The sequence below is a fragment of the Janthinobacterium sp. BJB301 genome (genome assembly GCF_002735685.1).
GTDB lineage: Bacteria > Pseudomonadota > Gammaproteobacteria > Burkholderiales > Burkholderiaceae_D > Janthinobacterium > Janthinobacterium lividum.
In genome coordinates this window covers 1597184-1619181 of the sequence record NZ_PDZJ01000001.1, presented here as the reverse complement: position 1 = coordinate 1619181, position 21998 = coordinate 1597184, and the positions used below count along the sequence as shown (strand labels likewise).

Annotated in this window: 25 protein-coding genes; 11 read left to right on the top strand and 14 right to left on the bottom strand. The window is 64.5% G+C overall.

The window, feature by feature from the left end; translation table 11 throughout:
* Window positions 1–13 precede the first annotated feature (13 nt).
* Genes selD through CSQ91_RS07050 form a run of 3 tightly spaced genes read right to left on the bottom strand, consistent with a single transcriptional unit; the run spans window position 14 to window position 3437 of the window.
* Window positions 14–1078, bottom strand: a complete 1065-nt coding sequence (gene selD, locus CSQ91_RS07060; RefSeq protein WP_034788496.1) for a selenide, water dikinase SelD — start codon at window positions 1076–1078, stop codon at window positions 14–16.
* A gap of 45 nt (window positions 1079–1123) precedes the next feature.
* Window positions 1124–2215 carry a tRNA 2-selenouridine(34) synthase MnmH gene (gene mnmH / locus CSQ91_RS07055; protein WP_099387814.1) on the bottom strand — a complete coding sequence of 364 codons (1092 nt, stop codon included), beginning with the start codon at window positions 2213–2215 and terminating at the stop codon, window positions 1124–1126.
* A gap of 34 nt (window positions 2216–2249) precedes the next feature.
* Entirely contained in the window at window positions 2250–3437 is a 1188-nt protein-coding gene (locus CSQ91_RS07050) for an FAD-dependent oxidoreductase (RefSeq protein ID WP_257217247.1), read from the bottom strand.
* Between the two features lie 89 nt (window positions 3438–3526).
* Here CSQ91_RS07050 and CSQ91_RS07045 point away from each other — a divergent pair, with 89 nt between their 5' ends.
* Window positions 3527–4210: a TetR/AcrR family transcriptional regulator gene (locus CSQ91_RS07045; RefSeq protein WP_070279619.1), complete on the top strand. Its 684-nt coding sequence runs from the start codon at window positions 3527–3529 to the stop codon at window positions 4208–4210.
* Here the strand turns inward: CSQ91_RS07045 and CSQ91_RS07040 are convergent.
* Together CSQ91_RS07040 and CSQ91_RS07035 are read right to left on the bottom strand one after the other, a co-directional pair.
* On the bottom strand, window positions 4207–4896 hold the full coding sequence (locus CSQ91_RS07040) for an LrgB family protein (RefSeq protein WP_099387813.1): 690 nt from the start codon (window positions 4894–4896) through the stop codon (window positions 4207–4209). The genes CSQ91_RS07045 and CSQ91_RS07040 overlap by 4 nt on opposite strands.
* Window positions 4893–5348 carry a CidA/LrgA family protein gene (locus tag CSQ91_RS07035; RefSeq protein WP_099387812.1) on the bottom strand — a complete coding sequence of 152 codons (456 nt, stop codon included), beginning with the start codon at window positions 5346–5348 and terminating at the stop codon, window positions 4893–4895. The genes CSQ91_RS07040 and CSQ91_RS07035 overlap by 4 nt, the downstream gene beginning before the upstream one ends.
* A gap of 102 nt (window positions 5349–5450) precedes the next feature.
* Here CSQ91_RS07035 and CSQ91_RS07030 point away from each other — a divergent pair, with 102 nt between their 5' ends.
* The 7 genes from CSQ91_RS07030 to CSQ91_RS07000 all read left to right on the top strand — a co-directional run bounded on the left by CSQ91_RS07030 (window position 5451) and on the right by CSQ91_RS07000 (window position 12902).
* On the top strand, window positions 5451–6359 hold the full coding sequence (locus CSQ91_RS07030) for a LysR family transcriptional regulator (protein WP_070253483.1): 909 nt from the start codon (window positions 5451–5453) through the stop codon (window positions 6357–6359).
* A 25-nt stretch (window positions 6360–6384) separates the two neighbouring features.
* Window positions 6385–7203, top strand: a complete 819-nt coding sequence (locus CSQ91_RS07025) for a glutaminyl-peptide cyclotransferase (protein WP_217494279.1) — start codon at window positions 6385–6387, stop codon at window positions 7201–7203.
* A gap of 81 nt (window positions 7204–7284) precedes the next feature.
* Window positions 7285–8151 (top strand): hypothetical protein, encoded by an 867-nt coding sequence (locus CSQ91_RS07020; RefSeq protein WP_218963719.1) that lies wholly within the window; start codon window positions 7285–7287, stop codon window positions 8149–8151.
* A complete protein-coding gene (locus CSQ91_RS07015; protein WP_099387811.1) occupies window positions 8148–8795 on the top strand; it encodes a hypothetical protein in 648 nt (215 codons plus the stop codon). Before CSQ91_RS07020 ends, CSQ91_RS07015 begins: the two co-directional genes overlap by 4 nt.
* Before the next feature lie 270 nt (window positions 8796–9065).
* Entirely contained in the window at window positions 9066–11090 is a 2025-nt protein-coding gene (locus CSQ91_RS07010) for a ferritin-like domain-containing protein (RefSeq protein WP_099387810.1), read from the top strand.
* On the top strand, window positions 11090–12019 hold the full coding sequence (gene bufB, locus CSQ91_RS07005) for an MNIO family bufferin maturase (RefSeq protein ID WP_257217246.1): 930 nt from the start codon (window positions 11090–11092) through the stop codon (window positions 12017–12019). Before CSQ91_RS07010 ends, bufB begins: the two co-directional genes overlap by 1 nt.
* A complete protein-coding gene (locus tag CSQ91_RS07000; RefSeq protein WP_099387808.1) occupies window positions 12009–12902 on the top strand; it encodes an HvfC/BufC N-terminal domain-containing protein in 894 nt (297 codons plus the stop codon). The genes bufB and CSQ91_RS07000 overlap by 11 nt, the downstream gene beginning before the upstream one ends.
* Window positions 12903–12952: 50 nt before the next feature.
* Here the strand turns inward: CSQ91_RS07000 and CSQ91_RS06995 are convergent, their stop codons facing one another.
* The 8 genes from CSQ91_RS06995 to CSQ91_RS06960 all read right to left on the bottom strand — a co-directional run bounded on the left by CSQ91_RS06995 (window position 12953) and on the right by CSQ91_RS06960 (window position 18648).
* On the bottom strand, window positions 12953–13201 hold the full coding sequence (locus tag CSQ91_RS06995; RefSeq protein WP_010398340.1) for a DUF3297 family protein: 249 nt from the start codon (window positions 13199–13201) through the stop codon (window positions 12953–12955).
* 91 nt (window positions 13202–13292) lie between these two features.
* Window positions 13293–15065: an ABC transporter ATP-binding protein gene (locus CSQ91_RS06990; RefSeq protein ID WP_099387807.1), complete on the bottom strand. Its 1773-nt coding sequence runs from the start codon at window positions 15063–15065 to the stop codon at window positions 13293–13295.
* Window positions 15062–15616, bottom strand: coding sequence for a hypothetical protein (locus tag CSQ91_RS06985; protein WP_099387806.1), 555 nt, complete (start codon window positions 15614–15616; stop codon window positions 15062–15064). Before CSQ91_RS06985 ends, CSQ91_RS06990 begins: the two co-directional genes overlap by 4 nt.
* A complete protein-coding gene (locus CSQ91_RS06980; RefSeq protein ID WP_099387805.1) occupies window positions 15616–16161 on the bottom strand; it encodes a MauE/DoxX family redox-associated membrane protein in 546 nt (181 codons plus the stop codon). The genes CSQ91_RS06985 and CSQ91_RS06980 overlap by 1 nt, the downstream gene beginning before the upstream one ends.
* Entirely contained in the window at window positions 16155–17021 is an 867-nt protein-coding gene (locus CSQ91_RS06975; protein WP_099387804.1) for an SDH family Clp fold serine proteinase, read from the bottom strand. Before CSQ91_RS06975 ends, CSQ91_RS06980 begins: the two co-directional genes overlap by 7 nt.
* Window positions 17003–18016 carry an ATP-grasp domain-containing protein gene (locus CSQ91_RS06970; RefSeq protein WP_099387803.1) on the bottom strand — a complete coding sequence of 338 codons (1014 nt, stop codon included), beginning with the start codon at window positions 18014–18016 and terminating at the stop codon, window positions 17003–17005. The genes CSQ91_RS06975 and CSQ91_RS06970 overlap by 19 nt, the downstream gene beginning before the upstream one ends.
* 68 nt (window positions 18017–18084) lie before the next feature.
* Window positions 18085–18270: a hypothetical protein gene (locus CSQ91_RS06965; protein ID WP_034786919.1), complete on the bottom strand. Its 186-nt coding sequence runs from the start codon at window positions 18268–18270 to the stop codon at window positions 18085–18087.
* 189 nt (window positions 18271–18459) lie between these two features.
* Window positions 18460–18648: a hypothetical protein gene (locus tag CSQ91_RS06960; protein ID WP_034786916.1), complete on the bottom strand. Its 189-nt coding sequence runs from the start codon at window positions 18646–18648 to the stop codon at window positions 18460–18462.
* Between the two features lie 309 nt (window positions 18649–18957).
* Here CSQ91_RS06960 and CSQ91_RS06955 point away from each other — a divergent pair, with 309 nt between their 5' ends.
* The 3 genes from CSQ91_RS06955 (at window position 18958) to CSQ91_RS06945 (ending at window position 21223) form a co-directional block, all read left to right on the top strand.
* Complete coding sequence (locus CSQ91_RS06955) at window positions 18958–19332, top strand: hypothetical protein (protein WP_034786956.1); 375 nt, start codon at window positions 18958–18960, stop codon at window positions 19330–19332.
* A 6-nt stretch (window positions 19333–19338) separates the two neighbouring features.
* Complete coding sequence (locus CSQ91_RS06950; protein WP_070253458.1) at window positions 19339–19668, top strand: immunity protein Imm33 domain-containing protein; 330 nt, start codon at window positions 19339–19341, stop codon at window positions 19666–19668.
* A gap of 85 nt (window positions 19669–19753) precedes the next feature.
* Window positions 19754–21223, top strand: coding sequence for a serine hydrolase domain-containing protein (locus tag CSQ91_RS06945; RefSeq protein WP_143450969.1), 1470 nt, complete (start codon window positions 19754–19756; stop codon window positions 21221–21223).
* Here CSQ91_RS06945 and CSQ91_RS06940 read toward each other — a convergent pair.
* Window positions 21220–21804: a type 1 glutamine amidotransferase family protein gene (locus CSQ91_RS06940; protein WP_099387801.1), complete on the bottom strand. Its 585-nt coding sequence runs from the start codon at window positions 21802–21804 to the stop codon at window positions 21220–21222. The two genes, CSQ91_RS06945 and CSQ91_RS06940, sit on opposite strands and share 4 nt — an antisense overlap.
* Between the last annotated feature and the right edge of the window lie 194 nt (window positions 21805–21998).

The window sequence follows — 21998 nt, the reverse complement described above, 5'->3', positions numbered from 1 at the left end:
CAAAAAATATTCATTAGATTACGGAAACCCCGGTCGTACCTTCCTGCATCTCGCCGATGACGACGGCGTCGGCAAAGCCTTCGGCGCGGAAAATCGCCAGCACTTGTTCGACGGCTTCCGGCGCACAGGCTACCAGTAGGGGGCCGGCCGTTTGCGGGTCCGTCAGGATCGCCTTGTCGATGGCGCTCAGGCTGTCGTCCAGCGCCACTTGCGCGCCGTAGCCCTGCCAGTTGCGGCCGGAGGCGCCCGTGATGTTGCCATTTTGCGCCAGTTGCTGCACTTGCGGCAGCAGCGGCACGGAAGCCATGGCAATGCGCGCCTGCAACTTGGCGCCGCGCGCCAGTTCCAGCGTATGGCCCAGCAAGCCGAAGCCCGTCACGTCCGTCAGCGCATGCACGCCGTCCAGCAGGGCCAGCTTCTTGCCCGGGGTATTCAATTTGGTGGTGTTGGCTATCAGCGAGGCGTAACCGCCCGCATCGAGTGCATTCTTCTTCAGCGCGGCCGACAAGATGCCCACGCCGATCGGCTTGCCCAGCACCAGTTTATCGCCGGCGCGCGCGCCCGCGTTGCGTTTTACCTGCGAGGGATGGACCAGGCCCAGCACGACCAGGCCATAGATCGGTTCGACGGAATCGATGGTGTGGCCGCCCGCGATGGGGATGCCGGCCTGGGCGCAGATGGTTTCGCCGCCTTTCAAGATGAGGCCGATGGTTTCCACGGGCAGCTTGTTGATCGGCATGCCGACCAGGGCCAGCGCCATGATGGGCGTGCCGCCCATGGCGTATACGTCGGAAATGGCATTGGTGGCGGCGATGCGGCCGAAGTCGAACGGGTCGTCGACGATGGGCATAAAGAAATCCGTCGTGGCGATCAGCGCCTGCTCGTCGTTGAGCTGGTAGACGGCCGCGTCATCCGAGGTTTCTATGCCGACCAGCAATTCCTTCGGCAGGGGAAAGCCGCCGCTGCCCTTTAAAATGTCGGCCAGCACGCCCGGCGCAATCTTGCAGCCGCAGCCGCCGCCATGGGCAAATTCGGTCAATCGAATGGGGGTATTGGATGGTGCTGCGGTATCGGACATGGTCGTCATCCTGCTGGAAAAGGTCATTAAAAGCTGCGCCGGCGCTTACGCGGCGCTGGCGGGACGGTGTTCGCCGACGATAGCACATAATGCGCGCGCGGCTTGCTCAAAGGCATGTTCTGAAATATCGGGCAAGACTAGCGGCGTTGCCTGGGCGTAGCGGCTGAAGTTGCGGGCGATCGATTGACGGTAGACGGGGTCGTAATGCTGCACCAGCAGTTCTTCCACCAGCTCGGCCATGCGGCCAGCCGTGGCCAGCTGCTGCCAGTGGGCAATTTTTTCCTTGCCGTGCAGCTGCGTCAACAGGGCCAGCTGCACGTTCAGGCGCGCCGGGTCGCCGACGAAATGCGCATAGTCCTGCATCAGCAATTGCACGCGCTCCCCGATGTCCAGGCGCACGTCCGTGCAATCAGCCGCGCGCATCTTGTCCATCAGCGCATCGGGCACGCGCAAACGGCCTACCTTCTTGCTTTCGGACTCGATGAAGACGGGCAGCGTCGGGTCAAAATGGCGCAACTGCTGCCACAGCGCGCTTTCAAACGCTTTTTGCGATGGCTGGTCTTCCTCCGGCAAGCCGCCCAGCACGGAGCCGCGGTGGGCCGCCAGGTCTTCCAGATCGATCACTTGCGCGCCTTGCCTGTCCAGTACTTGCAGCAAACGGCTCTTGCCGCTGCCCGTGGGGCCGCACAGCACGTTGATGAAGTCGAAACGTTCGGGCAGGGTGGCCAGCTCGGCGTTCACGTGGCGCCGGTAATCCTTGTAGCCGCCCTCGAGCTGCGTGACGGGCCAGCCGATGCGCGCCAGGATGTGCGCCATGGCGCCGCTGCGGTTGCCGCCGCGCCAGCAGTAAACCAGTGGCTTCCAATGCTGCGGGTGGCCGAGAAAACCGTCTTCGATATGCCGCGCGATGTTCTTGGCGATCAGTGCCGCGCCCAGCTTCTTCGCTTCGAAGGCACTGGTCTGCTTATATAAGGTGCCCACGCGCACGCGCTGCTCGTCGTCCAGCACGGGCAGGTTGATGGCGCCCGGCAAGTGGTCTTCCGCGAATTCGGACGGGCTGCGCACGTCGATGATGGCATCGAACTCGCTCAAGCTGGGCAGGATGTCGCTGAAAGGCTGAACTGCAGGGTATTTCATCGTAGCGCGGCTGCTTGGAATGGGGAAAGACGTATTATCCCCGATAAACGCCGCTGGCGTGGGGCTCAGGCGCCGCTGCCTGCACTTCGCGCGCCGGGCCGCTGTCTTGTATGCCGGCAAAGAACCGCACCAGGCTGTGCGGCGCGTCGTCGGCAAAGCACAGGCGAAGGATGCGCTCGGACTCGGCCGCCGCCGCGCTGCTGCGCGCAAACAGCGCCGTTTCATAAGCCAGCAGGGCCGTTTCCATGTCGTCCGGCTGCGCGGCAAGCCCCTGCGCCAGTTCGGCGCCATCGAACATGGCGAGATTCGCCCCTTCGCCGGCCGGCGCCATCAGATGGGCTGCGTCGCCCAGCAAGGTCGCGCCCGCCACGCGCTGCCAGCGGTGATCGACGGGCAGCAAGTGCACGGGACGGGGCACGGGCGGCGTGTCGGCGTCCGTGATCAGGGCCGTCAGCGCCGGCGCCCAGCCGGAAAATTGCGCGGCGATGCGGGCCCGGGCGGCGGCGGGATTGGCAAAATCGATGTCAGCCAGCCAGGCTTCCGGTTTGCTCAGGGCCACGTAGGCATGCAGCACGCCATCGGCTTCGCGGTGGGCCTGGATGCCCTTGCCGGGCGCCAGCGCGAACAGGGCGCCGGCGCCCACGGCGTGCGCGCTGGCCGGGTGGCGGCGGTCGCTGTCGAGCAGATACGTTTCAATGAAGGCAATGCCGCTATACGCGGGCTGGGCGCTGGAGAGCAGAGGCCGCACCTTCGACCAGGCACCGTCCGCACCGACCAGCAGGTCGGCGGTGGCCGTGGCACCATTCGCAAAACGCAGCCTGTGCCGGCCACCATCCAGTGTCGCCACGCCTGTCAGCTTATGTCCCCAGCGCACCGTGCCGGCGGGCAGGGACTCGAGCAGGATGCGGCGCAGCTCGCCGCGCGGCACTTCGGGACGGCCACCCGTGCCATCGTCCCCTTCGTCGAGCAAGACCGTCCCGTGCTGGTCGAGCACGCGGCTCGCTTCGCCGCCTGTATGGATGAGGGTGCGGAAGACCTCATGCAGGCCGGCCGCCCGCAGCGCTTGCTGGCCCGTGTCCTCGTGGATGTCGAGCATACCGCCCTGGCGGCGCGCCTGCGGCGAAGCGTCCGCTTCATAGATGGCGGCGGCGATGCCGTGGACGTGCAGCACGCGGGCGAGCATCAGCCCGCCCAGCCCCGCGCCGATGATGGCGATATGCATGGTGATCCTTGAAGGTGGTTTTAAAATGGAACTGGAACTATGTTCCACAAGAATTTTGCGGCATGCCGGCATCTGTGTCAAGATAGGCGATGTCCCATACCGTAACGCCCCCACCACGACGCGCCGACTCGCTGACGCGCGAGACCATCATCGACGCCGCCATTGACCTGCTCGACACGGCGGGCGAGGGCGGCCTGACGTTCCGCGCCCTGGCCGCGCGCCTGGCGACGGGGGCGGGCGCCATTTACTGGCATGTTGCCGACAAGGATGATTTGTTCACGGCCGCCAGCGACGCCATCGTCGCCCGCGCCATGGATGCCGTTCTACAGTGCGAGACGCCGCAGGCGGGCATCCGCGCCGTGGCGCTGGCCATGTTCGAGGCGATGGATGCGCATCCCTGGCTGGGCTCGGCCTTGTCGCGCGCGCCGGGCCAGCTGCCTACCGTGCGCATCCTGGAACGCCTGGGGCGGCAGGTGGATGCGCTGGGCGTGCCGCAGGATCAGCAATGGCTGGCGGCATGCACGCTGCTCAATTATCTGCTGGGCGTGAGCGGGCAGAATGCGGCCAATGCCGCCATCGCCCGGGAAAAAGGCCTGGAGCGCGCGCATTTCCTCGACACCATGGCGGGCGCCTGGTCACGCCTCGACGCGCAGGCGTTTCCATTTGCCCGCAAGGTGGTGGGGCAGCTGCGCGCGCACGACGACCGCGAGGATTTCCTGGCAGGAATCGACCTGATCGTGCATGGCATGCAGGCGCTGCAAGCTGGCCGCTAGCCCAGCAGATGCCCCAGCAGCGGCGCCAGCAGCACCGTCACGACGCCCGAGAAAATCATCGTCAGGCTGGCCACGGCGCCTTCTTCCGTGCCGACCCGGCGCGCCACCGACAAGCCAAAGCCGTGCGCCGCCGCGCCATACGGGGCGCCACGGGCGATGCGCATGCGCAAGGGCAGCAGTTTTAAGAGCGGTTTGCCCAGCATCAGGCCGAACAAACCCGTCATCACCACGAAGATACCCGTCAGCTGGGCCGAGCCGCCCATGTGGCGCGACGCTTCCAGCGCGAACGGCGTCGACACGGAGCGCGCCAGCAGGCTGCGCGCCATGTCGCCATGCACGCCCAGAACACTGTCCAGCAGCAGGGTGGCGGCGACCGATGCCACGATGCCGGCGCAGCTGCCCAGGCTCAAGGCCAGCCAGTGCTTGCGGATCAGCTTGCGCTCCTGGAAGATGGGCAGCGCAAACGCGATGGTGGCCGGCCCCAGCAGCCACGGCAGCCAGCGCGTTTCGCCGAAATACGTGGCGAACGGCGTCGAGGTCGCCTGCACGATGACGATGAGTATTGCCGAGGTGCAGATGGCGGGCGTCAGCAGGAAATGCGGATGGCGGCGGTGCAGCGCCTGGTTGGCGTAGAACAAGACCAGGGTCAGCAGCAGGAACAGCAGGGACAGGAGCAAGGTGCTCATGCTGCCGCCCTGGCTGCGCGCTGGCGCAGCAGTTTTTGCAGGCGCAGCTTGCGTTCATAGCGGCACACCCATTCCACGGTGAAGGCCGTGGCCAGCATCACGCTGGCAAAGCCCAGGCCGATGTTTACGAACAGCATCAAGCCCTGCGACTTTAACAGCTGCGTAAATTGCACCACGGACACAACCAGCGGAATGAAGAACAGCAGCATGTTGGCCAGCAGCCAGTTCGCGCCCAGTTCGATGGCGGCAGGCCGCACCCAGCCCGCCAGCAGCAGGGCCACCAGCACGAACAGGCCCACCACGCCGCCGGAAAACGGCAAGTGCAGTGCGGAAGCGGCCTCGTCGGCCAGCCACCAGGCGGCGATCAGCACGCCCACTTGCCACACGGTCTGCGCGGGCTGGCGCCAGGCGGGAACGGAGGGCAGGGCGGCGGGATAGGGGACGGCTTTCACGGCAGGCTTTCAAACGGCAGGGGAAGGTTTCATTGTAGGGAAGCCACATCAAAAGATAAAATGACTTAAACTTATGATTATCATTCGATATTGGAATGCATCATGGATATCCGCTCCCTGCGCTACTTCGTCGAAGTGGTGGAACAGAACAGTTTTACGCGGGCGGCCGCCAGGCTGCACGTCACGCAGCCCACCGTCAGCAAGATGGTCCAACAGCTGGAACAGTCGCTGGACCTGGCCTTGCTGGACCGTGCCGGTAAACGTTTTACCCTGACGGACGCGGGCAAGGTGGTGCTGGCGCGCGCGCATACATTGCTGGCCCTGCACGCGGAACTGAAGGTGGAATTGCGCGACCTACAAGAGCTGGAGCGGGGCGAGTTGCGGGTGGGCGTGTCGCCGCAGACGCATTCCACCCTGGCGCCGTGGCTGGCCGAGTACCACCAGCGCTATCCGGGCATCGAGCTGAAAATGTATGAAAGCGGCACGCAAGCCATCGAGCGCGACTTGCGCACCGGCATGGTGGAGCTAGGCACCATGCTCGATTACCCGGGCAATGCGGCCACGTGGCAGGATTTCGAGGCCTTGCCCCTCGTGCGCTCGCCGCTGTGCCTGCTGGCCGCGCCCGGTTCGCCGTGGCAGGGACGCTCTTCCGTGGCCCTGGCCGAGCTGGCCGACAGTCCCTTCATCTTTTACGGTGCCGCCTTCGCCTTGAATGACATCGTGCTCGATGCCTGCCAGCGGGCCGGATTCGCGCCGCGCATCACGGGCCGCAGCGGCCAGTGGGATTTCATCGCCTCGCTGGTCCGCCTGGGCGTGGGCATCTGCCTGTTGCCGAAGATGTATTGCGACACGCTCGAGCCAGCGCAGTTTGCCGTGATTCCCTTGGACGGTCCGCCCGTGGAATGGAATCTGATGCTGGCCTGGCGCCGCGGCGGTCGGCTGTCTTTCGCTGCCCGCGCCTGGCTGGAGCTCGTCAGGGCGCGCATGGCGCAGCCCGGGCGATTACAATAGGCGCTCGCCAACCACCGCCAAGAATATGAAGAATATCGGTAAAACAAGTCTGAAACGCACGGCAGGCTCGCTGCTGCTGGGATTGTTGTGCACCGTCGGCCTGATGAGCGAGATGGGTTATGCCCAGGCCGCCATTCCCGTGTATGGCTATTTCGTCAAGAATACCTATCCGCACGACCCCAAGGCGTTTACCCAGGGCTTGCTGTTCAAGGATGGCCATCTGTATGAAAGCACGGGCCAGAATGGCCAGTCTTCCTTGCGCAAGGTGGAATTGACGACTGGCAAGGTGCTGCAGAAAAGCATGCTCGATAAAAAAGTATTCGGCGAAGGCATCACGGACGTGGGCGATGAAATCCTTGGCCTGACGTGGATGTCGCAGACCGGTTATGTGTTTGACCAGAAAACGTTCAAGCTGAAACGCACATTCAGCTACCAGGGCGAAGGCTGGGGCCTGGCCAGCGACAGCCAATTTGTCTACATGAGCGACGGCAGTTCCGCCATCCGCGTGCTGAACCCGAAAACCCTGGCCGAAGTCCGCCGCTTCGAGGTGAAGGCGGAAGGCCGTCCCATCGAGCGCCTGAATGAACTGGAAATGGTCGACGGCGAGCTGTACGCGAACGTGTGGGGCGCGGACGTGATCGCCCGCATCGACCCGGCCAGCGGCAAAGTGGTCGGCTGGATCGACCTGACGGGCTTGCTGCCGCCCGCGCAGCGGGGCACGGCCAATCCCGACGCCGTGCTCAACGGCATCGCCTGGGATGCGCGCGGCAAGCGCTTGTTTGTCACGGGGAAGCTGTGGCCCAAGCTGTTCGAGATCGAACTGATCGAAATCCAGCGCCGTTGATGTTTCCTATCGGACAGTGTTGCTGACGAGGAATCGTCTATGATGCTGTTCCTTCGCCCAGTGCGACCCTTGCAGGATGCCATGCCGTTCCTACCTCTGTTGCTACCTTTATGCCGCCTGGCGGCCGCCGCCAGCTTGCTTGCCGCCGTCCTGCCTGCCGCGCAGGCGCAAACACCATACGTGCCGGTGATGCAGCAATACGGCGACTTTGTCGTCACGCGCGACCGCCACGACCCGCTCGTCAACTTGTCTTTCCGTAAGCACGGCTATTGGCCCGGCGGCGCGCGCGAAGTGGTGGAAGTGCGTCCCCTCAAGGCCAGGCGCGAAGGCCAGCCCATGCTGCTGGCCTTTACCAAGGGCTATACGGGCCAGGGCACGATATTGATCGGCGTGCAGAACGGCGAACCGCTGATGCGCCCCGTCAGTCCCATGCAGCGCGACGACATGGTGCGCACGGAGCGCGACCCCGAATGGGGCGTGCCGCAGCCGGGCCGCAGCGAAATACTGCTGTTCGCCCGCGATGGCCGGGCGCTCGATACGGACACGGGCGAGCTGCTGTGGTTTGACGTGCCGGGCATCGTCACGGGCGATTACGCGCCCGCCATGCTGGTCTCCGTCTCGCCCGACGGGCGGCGCGGCGCCTATCTGACGAATGCGCTGACGAAGGTGGGGATTATCGTTGCCACGCGCGACGACGGCGTGGCAGGCGTGCTGGCCTTGCCGCCCGACACCTATCAACGGTGGCTGAAGCCCTTGTCGCAGGCTGCTGCCGAGCAGGCGGGCGCCGCCATCAAGGCGCGCCAGGGCCGCACGGATTCGAACCGCATCCGGCGCGAGCTGGAACTGGCCTGGTTCGGCCAGCAATTTCAATGGAAACAGGGCAAGAACGGCTTACAGGTGACGGGGCTGGGCCTCATTTCCGCGCCGCCGGAAGGAAAACAGCCATGACAATACCCAAACTCCTCGCCGGCTGCCTCGCCGCCTCCCTGCTGGCCGGCTGCGTGCATGGCGAAATGTTCCCCAAGGATTATCTGGCGCAAGATATCGACAAGCAACAAGCCTTGCTGGAACTGGACGTGGTCTTCGGCAAAGAGCCCGATGACAAGCTGACGTCGCGCGTAACGGCCCGCAATACCGTGGAATACACGGGCGCGCCGCACATCGTCGTGCCGTTTTACCAGAAGGGACTCGGCTTCGACCAGGGTTTTGCCGGCACGTATATCTTTGCCGTCGTGTATCCCGTTGCCAAGGTCGAGACGGCCACGGCCCGCAGCCGCGTCTTCGGCCAGAAACTTGAGGGCCAGCAGCCGGGCAGCCCGCGCTACCGCTTCCGCGTGCCGGGCAAGGCGCAATGGAACAGCAATGAAACCTTCATGCTGAGTTTTGAGCGCAAGGGCCGTCGCGAGGAAATCACTTTCCGCTTCAGCAACGAGCAAAGCTGCCCGTCCGCCTTCCTGGCCACCACGCCAAAATATGGCTTCCCCATCAAGGTCGTCGCCACCTTCAAGGAAGATAAAGGCTGCCTGAAAGTGTGCGACAGCCGCGACCAGTGGCCCGGCTTTTGCGCCTTCCAGCCGCCGCCCGGCGCCTGACTATCAGCATGCAAGCCACGCGCCGGCGCTTGCCGGTGCGGCGCTTATACACGCGCAGGTTTTGCCGATTCTATTCAATTGTCATCGAATGGCCGCTGAAAACGCCTATTTTCATGGCCCAGGGCTGACTGCCTTACCCCAAGGCCAGCGCATAAATCTTGCCGCAAAAGTATCTTTCTCAGGCGTATGATTTCCTTGCCGTGAACAGCGCACGCAGATGGCGCGGACCGGCCCGATATCCGAAACGCATCCTTCCTGTGGAGATACAGAATGAAAATGCCCGTTTTAGGAAGCACCCAGGCTCCCATCACCAGGCGCCCGCTCGACATGCTGGACACCGACACGGCCGCCGTGCGCGCCATCGCCCAGGCGGCCGTCAGCGTCGAGCTGTTCACCATTCCCCTGTACATGGCCACCATGTACTCGATCCACGGCACGCACCAGATCAACTCGAAAGGCATCACCTACTATGAGGGCCGCCAGTGGCCGGGCATGGGCACCACGGCCCGGCCCGAGCTGAAGGAGCAAAAGGCCTTCAACATCATCTTCAGCGTCTTCATCCAGGAAATGCTGCACCTGCAGATGGCGGCCAACCTGGCCACGGCCATCGGCACGGCGCCATGCTTTACGGGCTCGGAGCTGCAATCGCAGGATCATGGCTGGACCTGCTATGGCAAGGATTGCACGGTGATCCCGCACATCGTCGACCTGCAGGACACGTCCGGCTACCGCCACGTGCGCGTCAACCTGGAAGAGCTGAACAGCAACCAGTGCGACCTGTTCCTCGCCATCGAGCAACCCGAGGAGCAGGCACGCGCCCAGCTGGCCGAGTTCGACAAGCACAACCACACCAAATATTTCCCCGAGGTACCGTTCGTGGGCTGGACGCCGGGCAAGCACGTGCATGATCTGCCCCTGTTCGGCACCATCGGCTACATGTATGAATGCTATGCGCGCTACATCAGCATCGAATATGCGGATGGCCAGACCCTGTGGCAAAAGCTGTTCGTCAACGGTTCGGTGCAGCAAGACATGTTCAACAGCCAGGTCCAGGGCCATGCGCGGGCGGAATTTCCCAAATTCGATACCTGCTTCGGCCCGCAGGACCAGGATGGCGGCCAGACGGGCTCGTTCAACAAGGCCATCGACATGATGGCGGCCATCACGGACCAGGGCGAGGGCAGCGAAGCGGCCATCCAGCGCTACCGCCGCGATGCGGCACTGCGCCTGAAGGCCGTGCAGCCCGACTACCGCGAAGACCTGGATGCCTTGAAGTGCGATTATCCGTCCTACGCGAACAATGGCAAGGATGCCGAATCGCGCGACGCGCAGGCGCGCCACGACAGCGCCCCGTTCGACCACTACGAGCGTTTCGGCCAGGTCAAGGCGATGCTGCCCGTGACTACCTGGGCCAGCTGGCACAAGCAGGGCCAGCAGTGGAGCGCGGCCATGCTGACCAACGAACGCTACAACCCGGCCAGCGCGCCGCAGAATATCCCCGCGCCGGCGGCCGTGGCGGGCGCCCTGAACCGCCTGAAGGACGCCAGCGGTACCCTGGAGATGCTGAGCACGGTGGCCACGGGCGCCATCTACGGCATCACTTCCGTGCTGGACAAGTACTGGCAGAACCAGCAACTGGACTTTCCATATCCGTCGATGGTGGGCGCGGGCGACCGCATGGCCATCTGCTGGGCCGTGCTGGGCCAGGCGCCGAACCTGGCGACGGGCGTGCCGCTGGCCGAGAAAAGCGTGCTGTACCACGCCTGCCAGGGCATGCACCTGGAAGGCGAGGCCTCATCCACCTGCGCCGCGCTGGCTGTCTATCATACCTGCCGCGGTTCCAACGGCTGCCATGCCCAGGGCGGCTGCGGCTTTGCCCAGGCCGACACGGGCGGCTCGTCCTGCGGCCACTCGGTCAAGCTTGCCGCCTCGCCGGGCACGCCATGCTATGTGCCGCCACCGCCGCCGCAGCCCGATAAGGTCTACAGCGCGCCCAGCGACAACAAATGCGGCGGCTTCGGCGGCTGCGCCGTGCCGATTTCGGCCTCGCAGCTGTATCCGAACACGACGGGCAAGGAACCGCCCGAGCCCGCCACGATGACCCTGTACGATTTCGGACCCGCGCCCGAGCACCGCAGCATTCCGCTGGGCCAGAGCATGAGCTTTGCGCTGGGCGACAATGTCTACGACAAGGCCTGGGAAGCCTACGGCAAGGTGATGGCGGCGCGCGGCACGCCGGTGGGGGCGCCGCCGGTGCCTACCGACCTGCGCCTGGCCTTGCCGCCGTCGACCTGATGCGGCACGCCATGCACGCGGTGGCGCCACGCCTGGGCTTGCCGAACCTGGGCCTGGGCGTGGGGCTGCGCCCGCCGCACTATGCGCACATCCTGCGCCACGGGCCGCAGGTGGACTGGTTCGAGATCATCAGCGAGAACTTCATCGACAACCACGGCTATGCGCGCCATGTGCTGGAGCAGGTGGCGGCGCAGGTGCCCATCGTCATGCATGGCGTCTCGCTGTCGATCGGCAGCAGCGATCCGCTCAATCTCGGCTACCTGCGCAAGCTGCGCCAGCTGGCCGGCGAGATCCGGCCCGCGTGGATTTCCGACCACCTGTGCTGGACGGGTGCCGCCTCGCTCAACAGCCACGACTTGCTGCCGCTGCCGCTGGACGAGGCCAGCCTGCGCCACGTGGCGGGGCGCGTGCGGCAGGTGCAGGAATTCCTGGGCCGTCCGCTGGTCCTGGAAAACCCCAGCAGCTACGTGGAATTTGCCCAGTCCAGCATGCCGGAATGGGAATTCCTGGGCCGCCTGGCCGAAGACACGGGCTGCGGAGTCTTGCTCGACGTCAACAATGTCCACGTCAGCGCGCATAACCACGGCTATGATGCGGCCCACTACATCCGCCAGTTGCCGCACGCGCACATCGTGCAGATCCACCTGGCCGGCCCCACCGTGTGCGGCGCCGTGCTGATCGATACCCATGATGCCCCCGTGCCGGCTGCCGTGTGGCGCCTGTACGCGCTGGCGCAGCAGCTGACGGGCGGCGTGTCGGCCCTGCTGGAATGGGATGCGGAGATTCCCCCGTACCCGGAGCTGCTGGCCGAGCTCCACAAGGCGCGCGCGGCCGAGCGGGGAGAATTCGCGGATGTGGCACCAGTCACGGCTGCCGCCGCCGTCTCTGCGCCGCTGGGCTTTCACCTGGAGGCGGCCCATGCCCCGTAGCACCGCAGCAGGCGAATCTGGCGAGGCCCGCGCACCGCTGGCGCAATTGCAGGCATGGTTCCTGACGGCGATGACGGCGCCGGGCGGCGCGGCGCGCGGCGTCCAGCTGGCCAGCGAGCGCCATGGCTTGACGCAGGAGCAAGTATTGAAACGGGCCAGGGGCGGGCCGGCGCCGCTGCACATCCATGCGGACGGCTATGTGCAGCGCCTGCTCGAATGCCTGCAAGCCGACTATCCCGTGTTGCGCAAGGTTATGGGTGACGAGCTGTTCGCCTTCTTTGCCCGCGCCTATGTCTGGCGCCACCCGTCCGCATCCGCGACCTTGTATGACCTGGGCGCCGGCTTTGCCGATTTTCTCGCCGCCAGCCAGCATGCCGCCGGCGCGCAGGGCGCCGCCTTGCGCTTTCCCGTCGAACTGGCGCAGCTGGAACGGGCGCGCAGCGAAGCGGGCAGGGCGCCCGGCCTGGAAAAGCTGGCGCCGCCCATGCTGCCGTGCGGATTGGACTTGCTATTGGGAAATGCACCGGCTTGGCGCCTAGCGCCGTGCACGCGGCTGCTGGCCCTGTCGTTCCCCTTGTCCGACTACTGGCAACAGGCGCAGGCCGCGCCGGACGACGCCGTGCCGGCCCAGCCTGGTGCCAGGTCCGCCTTTGTCGCCATTTCGCGCATGCATTACCGGCTTGCCATGCAGGAATTGCAGCCCTGGCAGTTTTATTGTCTGCAAGCGCTGGCCGGCGGCGCGCCGCTGGCACAGTGCGCGGGGCAGGCGGCGCGGGCTAGCGGCAGGGCGCCGGACGAGGTGCTGGCCGACGCCATGCTGTGGCTGCCGCTGGCGGCCGCGGCCGGGCTGGTCACCATCGATGTATGCGCAGAAAGCGGCTGACGCAAAAAAGGCCGATGAAAATCGGCCTCGATGACAACTGAATGTGTTGCTTAACGGTAAAACGCTTCGACTTTGCCCTTCAGCTTGATCTGCAGCGGACGGCCGCGGCGGTCGAGGGACTTGGTGGAAGCGACCTTGATCCAGCGTTCGCTGATGCAATATTCTTCCACGTCAAGACGCTCCTTGTCGTTGAAGCGGATGCCGACGTCGTTCTCGAACACGGCTGCAACGTGGTAAGGGCTGCTAGGGTCGATCGACAGGCGATCGGGCAATGGGGGTAAGGTGGTGGTATCGTTCATGGGCGTAATTATCGCCCAGAATGCCGATCCAGACAACGGGGTGCGCATGCTTATTCAGGCAAGTCGGACAGTGCCAGCGCACGCCTCCGCCTTACAGCGTTGCCGCACTAGCATGCAACTGCTGGAATTGCGACAGCTGCTGCTGCATCAGCCGTGCATACTGGCCGCCCGCGCGCAGCAGCTCGGCGTGCGTGCCTTGCTGGCATATCCGGCCCTTGTCCATGACGATGATGCGGTCCGCTTTGACGATGGTGGAAAAGCGGTGGGCGATGATGATGGTGGTGCGCCCTTGCATCAGGGTGTCGAGGGCGAGCTGCACCTGCTGTTCGCTGGCGGCGTCGAGCGCGCTGGTGGCTTCGTCCAGGATGAGTATCTTCGGCGCGCGCAGGATGGCGCGGGCGATCGCGATGCGTTGTTTCTGTCCGCCGGACAATTGCACGCCCCGTTCTCCCACCAGGGTCTCGTAGCCGTCAGGGAAGGCCGCGATGAAATCGTGGGCGTGCGCCAGGCGCGCCGCGGCCAGCATCTCGTCGCGCGTCACCTGGCGGTCTGGCACGGCAAAGGCGATATTGTCCGCGATGCTGCCGGAAAACAGGGCAGGTTCCTGTTCCACCACGGCCATCTGGCGCCGCAGCTGCGTGACGCCCAGCATGCCTGCATCGATGCCGTCGAACTGCAGGCTGCCCGCGTCAAGCTGGTAGTGGCCCAGCACCAGGCTGGCGATGGTGGACTTGCCCGCGCCCGAGGCGCCCACCAGGGCAATTTTTTCGCCCGCCCGTATCGAGAGGCTGACGCCGTCGAGGGCCGTGACCTGCGTGCGCTCGGGATACGAAAAGCGCGCGTCGCGCAGCGCGATGTGGCCGGCCAGCGGCGGTTGCGGCGGCGCCTCGGGCACGGCGCGGTGGCTGCGCAGGATCTCGAAGATGCGGTCGGTCGAACCCATGGTGCGCATCCATGTGTTCCAGAATTCGCTGATGGAGCCGGCCGTGTCCGTCACCATGCTGGCATAGATGACAAAGGCCGTCAGCTCTCCCACGCTCAAACGGCCCTGGCCGATCAGGTGGGCGCCGAAGCACAGGGTGGTCAGCAGGGCAACGAAGGCCAGCAAGCCCTGCGCGCCCTGGAACACGGCCAGCAGCCGCGTGCCGGCCAGGGACACCTCCAGCAGTTGCCGCATGGCTTGCGCATAGCGGGCCATGGCGCCGCCTTGCTGGTTGAATGCCTGCACCAGGCGCGCATGGGCAAAGTATTCCTGCGCCACCTTGCCGCTGGCGGCCAGGGTGGCGGAAATGGCCCGCGAACGCTGCCGGTAATTGCTGCCTGATAACTTGCCGAGATACAGGCTGATGGGGATGAACAGGGCCAGCGGCAGGCTCAGCATGGGTGACAGATGCAGCAGCATGGCGATGCCGCCCAGAAAGACGCATAGCGAGCGCAGGGCATTGGCCGCGCCGATGGTCAGGCTTTCATGCAGGGCCGACACGTCGGATGTCAGCCGGCTGTTCAGTTCGCCGCCATGGTGCTTGTCGAAGAAGGCGATGGGCTGGTTGATCACCACGTCAAACAGGCGCCGGCGCACGCCCATGACGATCATGTGGCCGCCCGATTGCAGCAAATAGAAGCGCGCGGTCGTGATCAGCGCATACAGCAGGCTGACGGCCAGCATGGCGGCGACCATGCCCGGCGTGACGCCGCGCCGGGTCAGTTCCGCCACGTTGTCGATGAAATACGCGATGGCTTGCGGAAAGGCCAGCTGCGCGCCCACGGTAAGGGCCATGCACACCAGGCCGGCGGCGACGCGCCAGCGCACGGGATACAGCAGGCGCAGGCGTTCAAGATGCGGGCCGACATTCAGATGGCTCATGCGGCGCGCTCCTGTGCCGTCTCGTCAGCCAGTTGCTCGACGAGGGCCAGCCAGTCTTCATCGCCGATCAGGCCGGCCGCTTCCACGCTGCCCTGGTGATTGACGAATACATAGGAAGGCGAGCTCATTAGCGGATTCACGCGCCGGTAGTCGCGCAGCGTCAGCCGTGCCGTGGCCGCCCGCAAGGTGTTGCCGGGCAAAAAGGCGCGCAGGCGGCGGACTGGCTCTTCGCTGAGCAGCCACAGGGCCAGGCCCGCTTCCCGCGCCAGCGGCAGCAACTGTTCGATGCCGGCCAGCTTTTCCCCGCATTTCGGACAGCGGCTGGCCAGGAACAGCAGCACGGCCGCCTGGCCGCCGGCGCCCGGCTGGAAATGCGCGCCGCCAGCCAGCGGACGGGCTTGCACGGCAGGCAGGGGCTGGCCCCGCTCCAGCGCCGTGGGCGTGATGCGTTCGCGGCGGCTGGCGCGCAGCACGGCCAGGCTGAGCCAGATATTGCCAGCGAGGGCAAACGCCAGCGCCGCCAGCACCAGTTGCAAGGTCGTGGAATCCATCAGTCTGCCTTTGCCAAAGTGGCGATCTCGTGCAGGGAAATCGTGGCCACGCACACGATGGCTGCCAGGCCGGCGGCCAATATGGAGGTGGCGACGGGCAAGTCCGGTTCCTGCGCCAGCGCAAAGTAGGCGCCGTTGATGCCGACCGCCAGCATGTTGCGCAGCAGGTCGTATTGCGACACGGGCCGTGCCGCTTCGCCAAAGCAGCTGCAGCGCACCACGCTGTGCGTGAAGTAGCGGTAAGTCAATATGACGGTGAGCGTGCTGAGCAGCAATAGCGACAGCAGCATCGGTGTGTGGGTACCGCCGGCCAGCAGCCAGCCGGCCAGCAGCAGTTCTGTCATCACCAGGGCTGGCGCAGCGAATTGGGCTGCGGTGGGCGGCATGCCGAACGAGGTGGCCAGGTTGGCGCGAAAGTCTCCGTAGCTGCGCAGCTTGCCCACGCTGGCCGCCAGCAGCAGCAAGGCGATACAGTAGCGCGCGGTATCGGCCAATAATGCGGCCAATAACGCTGGCAAGGATGGGGCCAAAAGCGGGGTCAGCATTGTGTGCTCCACACGGGCGCGAAGCCGCCCGGACGCTGGCGCCGCAGCTGCACGCCGTCGCGCGACGCCAGCAGGGCATCGTTCCACGGCTCGTCGGGCGCGCTGCGCAAGGCGCCGCCTATGCTTGCCTGCAATTGCGTCGAGATGGCCCAGCCCAGCCTTTCGACGTGGATATCGCGCGCCATGTTCAGGCCCAGCTGGGCAAGCTCTTCGCGCGTCAAGGCATAGTTGTGCGAGTGATAACCCGTCACCAGTTGCGCGACGATGGCGCGCCGCGCCTCTTGTGTGGCATCGGGCAATTGCCAGGCCAGTAATTCCTCGCCGATCTGCGCCAGCTCCAGGGTGGTGCGGTAGAAGGCCGTCAGGGAAGGGGGAAAGATGCTGCCGCACAGCAGGGACAGCGATTGCTGGCGCGCCTCGCTGGCATCGACGCCAAACCACTGCTGCGCCATGTCGCCGAACACCTTGATGTCCAGGCTGGACATCGAGCCGCCGTCGGCGCCATCGAGCTGCGGGTCGATGGGCGAGAACAGGGCCAGGTCGCCCGCGATGATTTCATCGGCGCCCAGGGCCAGCAGGGTGGCGGCCGACTGGCAGTGGAAGGGCACGATAAAGCTCAGGTGGCGTGCATGCTGGCGCAGCAGGATGGCGATGCGGCGCGCCGCGTTGACGATGCCGCCGCGGCCGTGCAGCACCACGTCGAGGCGCGCCACGGGGCCGATGCCCTGGCACAGCTCGTACAGGGCGGGCAGCAGCTCCATGTCCAGGTGCGAGGCGGCCAGGACGATGGCCCGGCTGTCGCGCGCAAGTTCCAGTTCGCGCAGCCGGACGGGAATCTGGTTCAGGTCTGGCTGCGGCATACGACTCCTTCGATCAGGGTTGCGGCCACGCTTTCCAGCATGGGCAAGGCTGGCACCAGTTGTTGTACATACAAAAATTGACCAACAGGATTGTTTTCCAGGAAAACATACTCGCAGTCGGGCGTGACGATGAGATCGAGCGCGCCATATTCGAGGCCATAGCTGTGCACGAAAGCGAGGCAGCGCTGCTGTATTTCCGCCGGCAAGGTGCATGCTTCATAGCGGATGGGGGCCGACATGTCGCGCGAGTCGATGGCCGTGCGCGCGTCGTCCTGGGAATACAGGCGCGCGGCAAACAGTTGCTTGCCGATCACGGTGATCCGCAGTTCGTATTGCTTGGCGATATATTCCTGGAACTGGCAGCTCAGTTCGCTGACGGCGTCCAGGCTATCGAGCATGGCATCGTCGACGATGGTGGTGCCGATGCCGGCGCTGACCCTGTCAACGTCCTCGACCGCTTCGGCGGCCAGGCTGGGCGTCGACATGCTCTTGAAAATGATGGGCCCTTTGATGGCAGCGCGGAAAGCGCGCACGTCGTCGGGCACGTTGGTGATCACGGTGGCGGGCACGCGAAAGCCCATGCGCGCGGCCCGCGCAAGCTGTTCGCCTTTCCATTGGGCGCCGCGCAGGGCCAGCGGATGGCTGAGCCAGTAGCAATCGAGCCCGTACAGCACGCTGAAGATGGCTTGTTCCGTTTCCAGCTGCGCGTAGGCGCGCTCCTGCAGCGTCAGGTCGGCGCTGGCGTAGGCGTAGTCGGCCGCCTTGCGCAGCCAGACGGCGCCCACTTGCTGCAGGTCAAGCCAGTCGCCATCGGGCAAGTGGCGCAGGCGCGCGCTGGCGCGGCCGTCTTGCAGGCGCTGGCACAGCTGGTAATCGCGGGGAAAGGCGTCGAGATCGATACGGAAGGGGGCATGGCCGCGGGCGGCGAGGATGGCTTCGACCAGGTCGGCGTGCAGATCGCCGCTATGGCTGATAATCAAAACCTTTTTGTGCATGTCGTGGGCTTGCGGTAAAGGAAGGTGAAAAAGCCTTGCCGTGGCAAGGCTTTCAGCTGGCGAACGTATCAGCAGAACTCGCCGCCGTCACTCGAACCGATACGCGAATAGCGGTATTGCTCCTCGCTGTCGACAGCCGTGCAGCCGGCCACGGCGACGCCATCGCGTACTTTCCAGAGCGCAGGATGCGCTGGCTTTTCTTCTTCCTTTTTTTCCGCCAGTTTGAATGCGAACAGTTTGGTTTCTTTGTGCATGAGATCCTCTATTAATGGTGGCGTTCCGATTTTTACCGATAAATACTTATTTTAAAAAATGGAAACTTTAATTGAAAGGTGTTTGCATATGCATTGCGCGCGGGATAGCCGCGCCGCACGGCGCCAATTTGAATACGGGGGAATATATGAAACCCCCACGCCGGGCGGGGGGTTATGGCGTGCCGGGTATCAGCAATACTGGCCGCTGTCGTTGGGCTTGAGGCGCGAAGAGTCGCGATATTGATCATGGGTGCCAACGGCGGTGCAGCCGGCCACGGCGACGCCGTCGCGTACCTTCCAGGCGGTGGCGGGCGCTTCCTGTTTTTGTACCTGTTTTTCAGCCAGTTTGAATGCGAACAATTTGGTTTGGTTTTGCATTGTACTATCCTCTTGTGATGGTTAAGTACTGCTTGCGCTGTATGCCATGGTATATGGCCATTCGATATTAGCGCTGGAATAAATAAGCGTCAACTTGAAAATCAATCGTATCCACGGTTATATTTTTCAAATACTCACCAAATATCACGCGAGCCATTTATGTTATTGCAGTGCGATAAATAATAAGCGCGGCACTTTAAATAATCGGTACGGTGCTCAATTATTGATGGCAAACGGATCGAGCATTCCCGCGGCGACGCACTATAATGGCGCCTGTTGAATGGATAAGGCACAACGTACTCTATGGAAATGGCCATCACAGACAGCCTGCGGCAGCTGGCATACGCGCAGGCCGCCGCCTTCGTGCAGACGCTGGACGGGCGCGATCCTGTTGCACTGCAGCGCGACTGGGGCTTGTCGCCGGGCGTGGCCGACGAGATCATCGAGATGCTCGACAGTTATTTTGCGGCTAGCCAGACATTGTCCCTGGCGCCGCTGGCGCAAGCCTTCGTGCCGGGCAAGGGTGGCCGTCCCGCCGTCGATGTATATGCCACCGACGCCGGACCGCTGGGCCTGGAATGCCTGCTGCTGGCCGACGGCAAGCCGGGCGAAGCGACCTTGCACCTGGAAATGTCCGGCCACGACGGCGCGCTGCGCCTGCATTACCACTACATCGGATCCTGAAACACCATGACTGAACTGATCAGCGAAACACAACGGCGCATCTGCGACAAATTCGGCTTGCCGGCCCAGGCGCCCGAGCCCATGGTGGCCCTGGCCATCGCCAGCCTGGCGCAGTCGCCCATCTACGGCACGCGCATCGCGCTGCCGGAAAACGGCACCATCAGCTGGTTCATCCATTGCGGTGAGCACGACGATGCCAGCGGCTTTTACCAGCCCCTGCATGCGGACCACCTGCACGAACTGCTGCCGCAGGTGGTCGACTACCTGGCCTTGCCCAGCGGCGCCAAGTTCATTCTCGACCGGGAAGGGTATGAAGACGTGTGGCTGGAAGAGTAACTTTCTGAACGGCAAGATTGTCGTTGACGTTGATAAATAGGTATGGGATGCTGCGCTTCCGTTTTCTCCTGTCGAAAGCCGCATCTTGAACCCACGCCTCCCGTCTGTCCTGCTCCTCATGGCGCTTGCCGCCGTCCCCGTTGGCGCCGTGGCTGCAACTGCCGCCAGCCAGTCGAAGGTGTCCAACGCGGAACAGGAGATTGCCGCCTTCGTGCGCAGCGAAATGCAGGAGCGCCAGATTCCGGGGCTGCAACTGGCCGTGATACAAGGTGGCAAGGTTGTACTGGCGCGCAATTTTGGACTGTCCAGCCTGCAATACCAGGTGCCGGTGACGGACGCCAGCCTGTTTTCCATCAATTCGGCAACGAAAGCGTTTGCCGGCGTGGCCGTCATGCAGCTGGTGCAGCAGGGCAAGATCGACCTGGCTGCGACTATCGGCCAGTATCTGACGGGCCTGCCTTCAGCCTGGCAAGCCGTGACGGTGACGCAATTGCTCAACCATACCTCGGGCTTGCCCGATGTGCTGGACCAGCGCAGCGGCAATCTGGTGGGGCCGCAGCCGGACGACGCCGATGCGGCGTGGACAGCCGTGCAGGCGCTGCCCGTGGAAGCCAAGCCCGGCGAGCGCTACCGCTACAACCAGACCAATTACGTGTTGCTGGCGCAATTGATCGAACGGCAAGGCGGCCAGCCTTTTACCGCCTTCGTCCAGCGCGGGCAGTTTGACGTGGCGGGCATGCCGCACAGCGGCTTTGGCGACGCGAAGGACGTGGTCGTCAACAAGGCCAGTTCCTACGTGCTGGACAGGGGTGGCAAGGGCTACCGCAATGTGATCGAAGATTTTCCCGTGTTCATGCGCGCCGGCGCCGGCATCAACAGCAATGCGGGCGAACTGGCGAACTGGCTCATCGCGCTGCAGTCGGGGCGCCTGCTGGCGTCCGCCAGCGTGGAACGGCTGTGGCAGCCGACCAGCTTGAATGATGGCAAGCCGGCGCCGTGGGCGCTGGGCTGGCCCACCATCGGCCGCGATGGACACCGTGCCGTGGCCGGCATCGGCGGCGCCCGCTCAGCCTTTTATGTGTATCCGAACGATGGCCTGGCCGTCGTTATCCTGAGCAACCTGGCCGGCGCCCAGCCGGAACAGCTGATCGATACCGTCGCCGGCTTTTATCTTCCCGCCCTGCGCCAGCAGCGCGGCGGCGCGTATGCCGCGCACCTGCTGCGCAACAAAGCGGCCAGCGCTGGTTTCGATGGACTGGACAAGAAACTGGCGGCCATCCGGCGCCAGCATGGGCTGTCTGCGCCCACCGACGATGACTTGAATGCCTGGGGCTACCGTCTGCTGCGGCGGCAGCAGCCGAAACAGGCGGTAGCCGTCTTCCAGCTCGGCGTGCAACTGTACCCGCAAGGGGCAAATGGCCACGACAGCCTGGCCGAAGCATACGAGGCGGACGGCGCCAAGGCGCTGGCCATCACGCATTACCGCCGTTCGCTGGAGCTGGATCCGGGCAACACGCACGCTGTGGCGCGCCTGCGCGTGCTGGATGCCAACTAGCGCACTGCCTGGGCTGCCTTGCCGTGCTCGGCGCCGTGCATGGCCAGGTAAGCCGCCAGGTTGTCATCAGCTATGCCCAGGGCGCGCAAGACCTCGGCCGTAAAGCTGACGGGCGCCGTGCCGGGCGCCGTGATGACGCGCTGGTCGGCCACGGCCCACGGCACATCCTGGTACAGGGCGGCGCCCGCATAGCCGGTATCCTTCAGGTTGTCGGCGGAATTGGAGGTGTGGCGCACAGTGTCGAGCACGCCCGCCTGCGCCAGCACGCGCGTGCCGTCGCAAATGCCGGCCAGCACGATATTCCTGTCGCGGGCCGCGCGCAGCAAGGGGGAGAGGTCGGGCGCCTTGCCGCTTTGCCAGTGGCTGCCGCCACATACCATCAGCAAATCGAGTTCATCGAGCACAATCTCTTCCAGCGCCAGTTGCGGCGTGACCAGCATGCCGCCGGATGAGGTGACGGGCAAGCCGCCGGGCGTGGCGAACTGCGTGTAAAAGCCGTAGTACAGGCGCGCCGTGGAATTGATCAGGGCGGTTTCCCAATCGGCAAAGTTCTCGGTCAGAATGGTGATGGCACGTGTCATGAAAAGTCCTGTCGCAGGTGGAGATATCGATAGTACAGGCTGGCTAGCCTGCTGGTGCCGAAAGCATAATGAAAAGCACTGACAATTTCTGTCAGGAGCGAGCGTGACTGATGCGCCGCCATCAGGGGGCATGTTTATTTTGGCATGCGGCCGAATCCCGATGCGGTTTTACAGGCCACGTTTGCGACAGATCA

Coding starts and splice junctions, on each gene's coding strand:
- selD (WP_034788496.1), bottom strand. CDS start 1,078: ATGTCCGATACCGCAGCACCATCCAATACCCCCATTCGATTGACCGAA.
- mnmH (WP_099387814.1), bottom strand. CDS start 2,215: ATGAAATACCCTGCAGTTCAGCCTTTCAGCGACATCCTGCCCAGCTTG.
- CSQ91_RS07050 (WP_257217247.1), bottom strand. CDS start 3,437: ATGCATATCGCCATCATCGGCGCGGGGCTGGGCGGGCTGATGCTCGCC.
- CSQ91_RS07045 (WP_070279619.1), top strand. CDS start 3,527: ATGTCCCATACCGTAACGCCCCCACCACGACGCGCCGACTCGCTGACG.
- CSQ91_RS07040 (WP_099387813.1), bottom strand. CDS start 4,896: ATGAGCACCTTGCTCCTGTCCCTGCTGTTCCTGCTGCTGACCCTGGTC.
- CSQ91_RS07030 (WP_070253483.1), top strand. CDS start 5,451: ATGGATATCCGCTCCCTGCGCTACTTCGTCGAAGTGGTGGAACAGAAC.
- CSQ91_RS07025 (WP_217494279.1), top strand. CDS start 6,385: ATGAAGAATATCGGTAAAACAAGTCTGAAACGCACGGCAGGCTCGCTG.
- CSQ91_RS07020 (WP_218963719.1), top strand. CDS start 7,285: ATGCCGTTCCTACCTCTGTTGCTACCTTTATGCCGCCTGGCGGCCGCC.
- CSQ91_RS07015 (WP_099387811.1), top strand. CDS start 8,148: ATGACAATACCCAAACTCCTCGCCGGCTGCCTCGCCGCCTCCCTGCTG.
- CSQ91_RS07010 (WP_099387810.1), top strand. CDS start 9,066: ATGAAAATGCCCGTTTTAGGAAGCACCCAGGCTCCCATCACCAGGCGC.
- bufB (WP_257217246.1), top strand. CDS start 11,090: ATGCGGCACGCCATGCACGCGGTGGCGCCACGCCTGGGCTTGCCGAAC.
- CSQ91_RS07000 (WP_099387808.1), top strand. CDS start 12,009: ATGCCCCGTAGCACCGCAGCAGGCGAATCTGGCGAGGCCCGCGCACCG.
- CSQ91_RS06995 (WP_010398340.1), bottom strand. CDS start 13,201: ATGAACGATACCACCACCTTACCCCCATTGCCCGATCGCCTGTCGATC.
- CSQ91_RS06990 (WP_099387807.1), bottom strand. CDS start 15,065: ATGAGCCATCTGAATGTCGGCCCGCATCTTGAACGCCTGCGCCTGCTG.
- CSQ91_RS06985 (WP_099387806.1), bottom strand. CDS start 15,616: ATGGATTCCACGACCTTGCAACTGGTGCTGGCGGCGCTGGCGTTTGCC.
- CSQ91_RS06980 (WP_099387805.1), bottom strand. CDS start 16,161: ATGCTGACCCCGCTTTTGGCCCCATCCTTGCCAGCGTTATTGGCCGCA.
- CSQ91_RS06975 (WP_099387804.1), bottom strand. CDS start 17,021: ATGCCGCAGCCAGACCTGAACCAGATTCCCGTCCGGCTGCGCGAACTG.
- CSQ91_RS06970 (WP_099387803.1), bottom strand. CDS start 18,016: ATGCACAAAAAGGTTTTGATTATCAGCCATAGCGGCGATCTGCACGCC.
- CSQ91_RS06965 (WP_034786919.1), bottom strand. CDS start 18,270: ATGCACAAAGAAACCAAACTGTTCGCATTCAAACTGGCGGAAAAAAAG.
- CSQ91_RS06960 (WP_034786916.1), bottom strand. CDS start 18,648: ATGCAAAACCAAACCAAATTGTTCGCATTCAAACTGGCTGAAAAACAG.
- CSQ91_RS06955 (WP_034786956.1), top strand. CDS start 18,958: ATGGCCATCACAGACAGCCTGCGGCAGCTGGCATACGCGCAGGCCGCC.
- CSQ91_RS06950 (WP_070253458.1), top strand. CDS start 19,339: ATGACTGAACTGATCAGCGAAACACAACGGCGCATCTGCGACAAATTC.
- CSQ91_RS06940 (WP_099387801.1), bottom strand. CDS start 21,804: ATGACACGTGCCATCACCATTCTGACCGAGAACTTTGCCGATTGGGAA.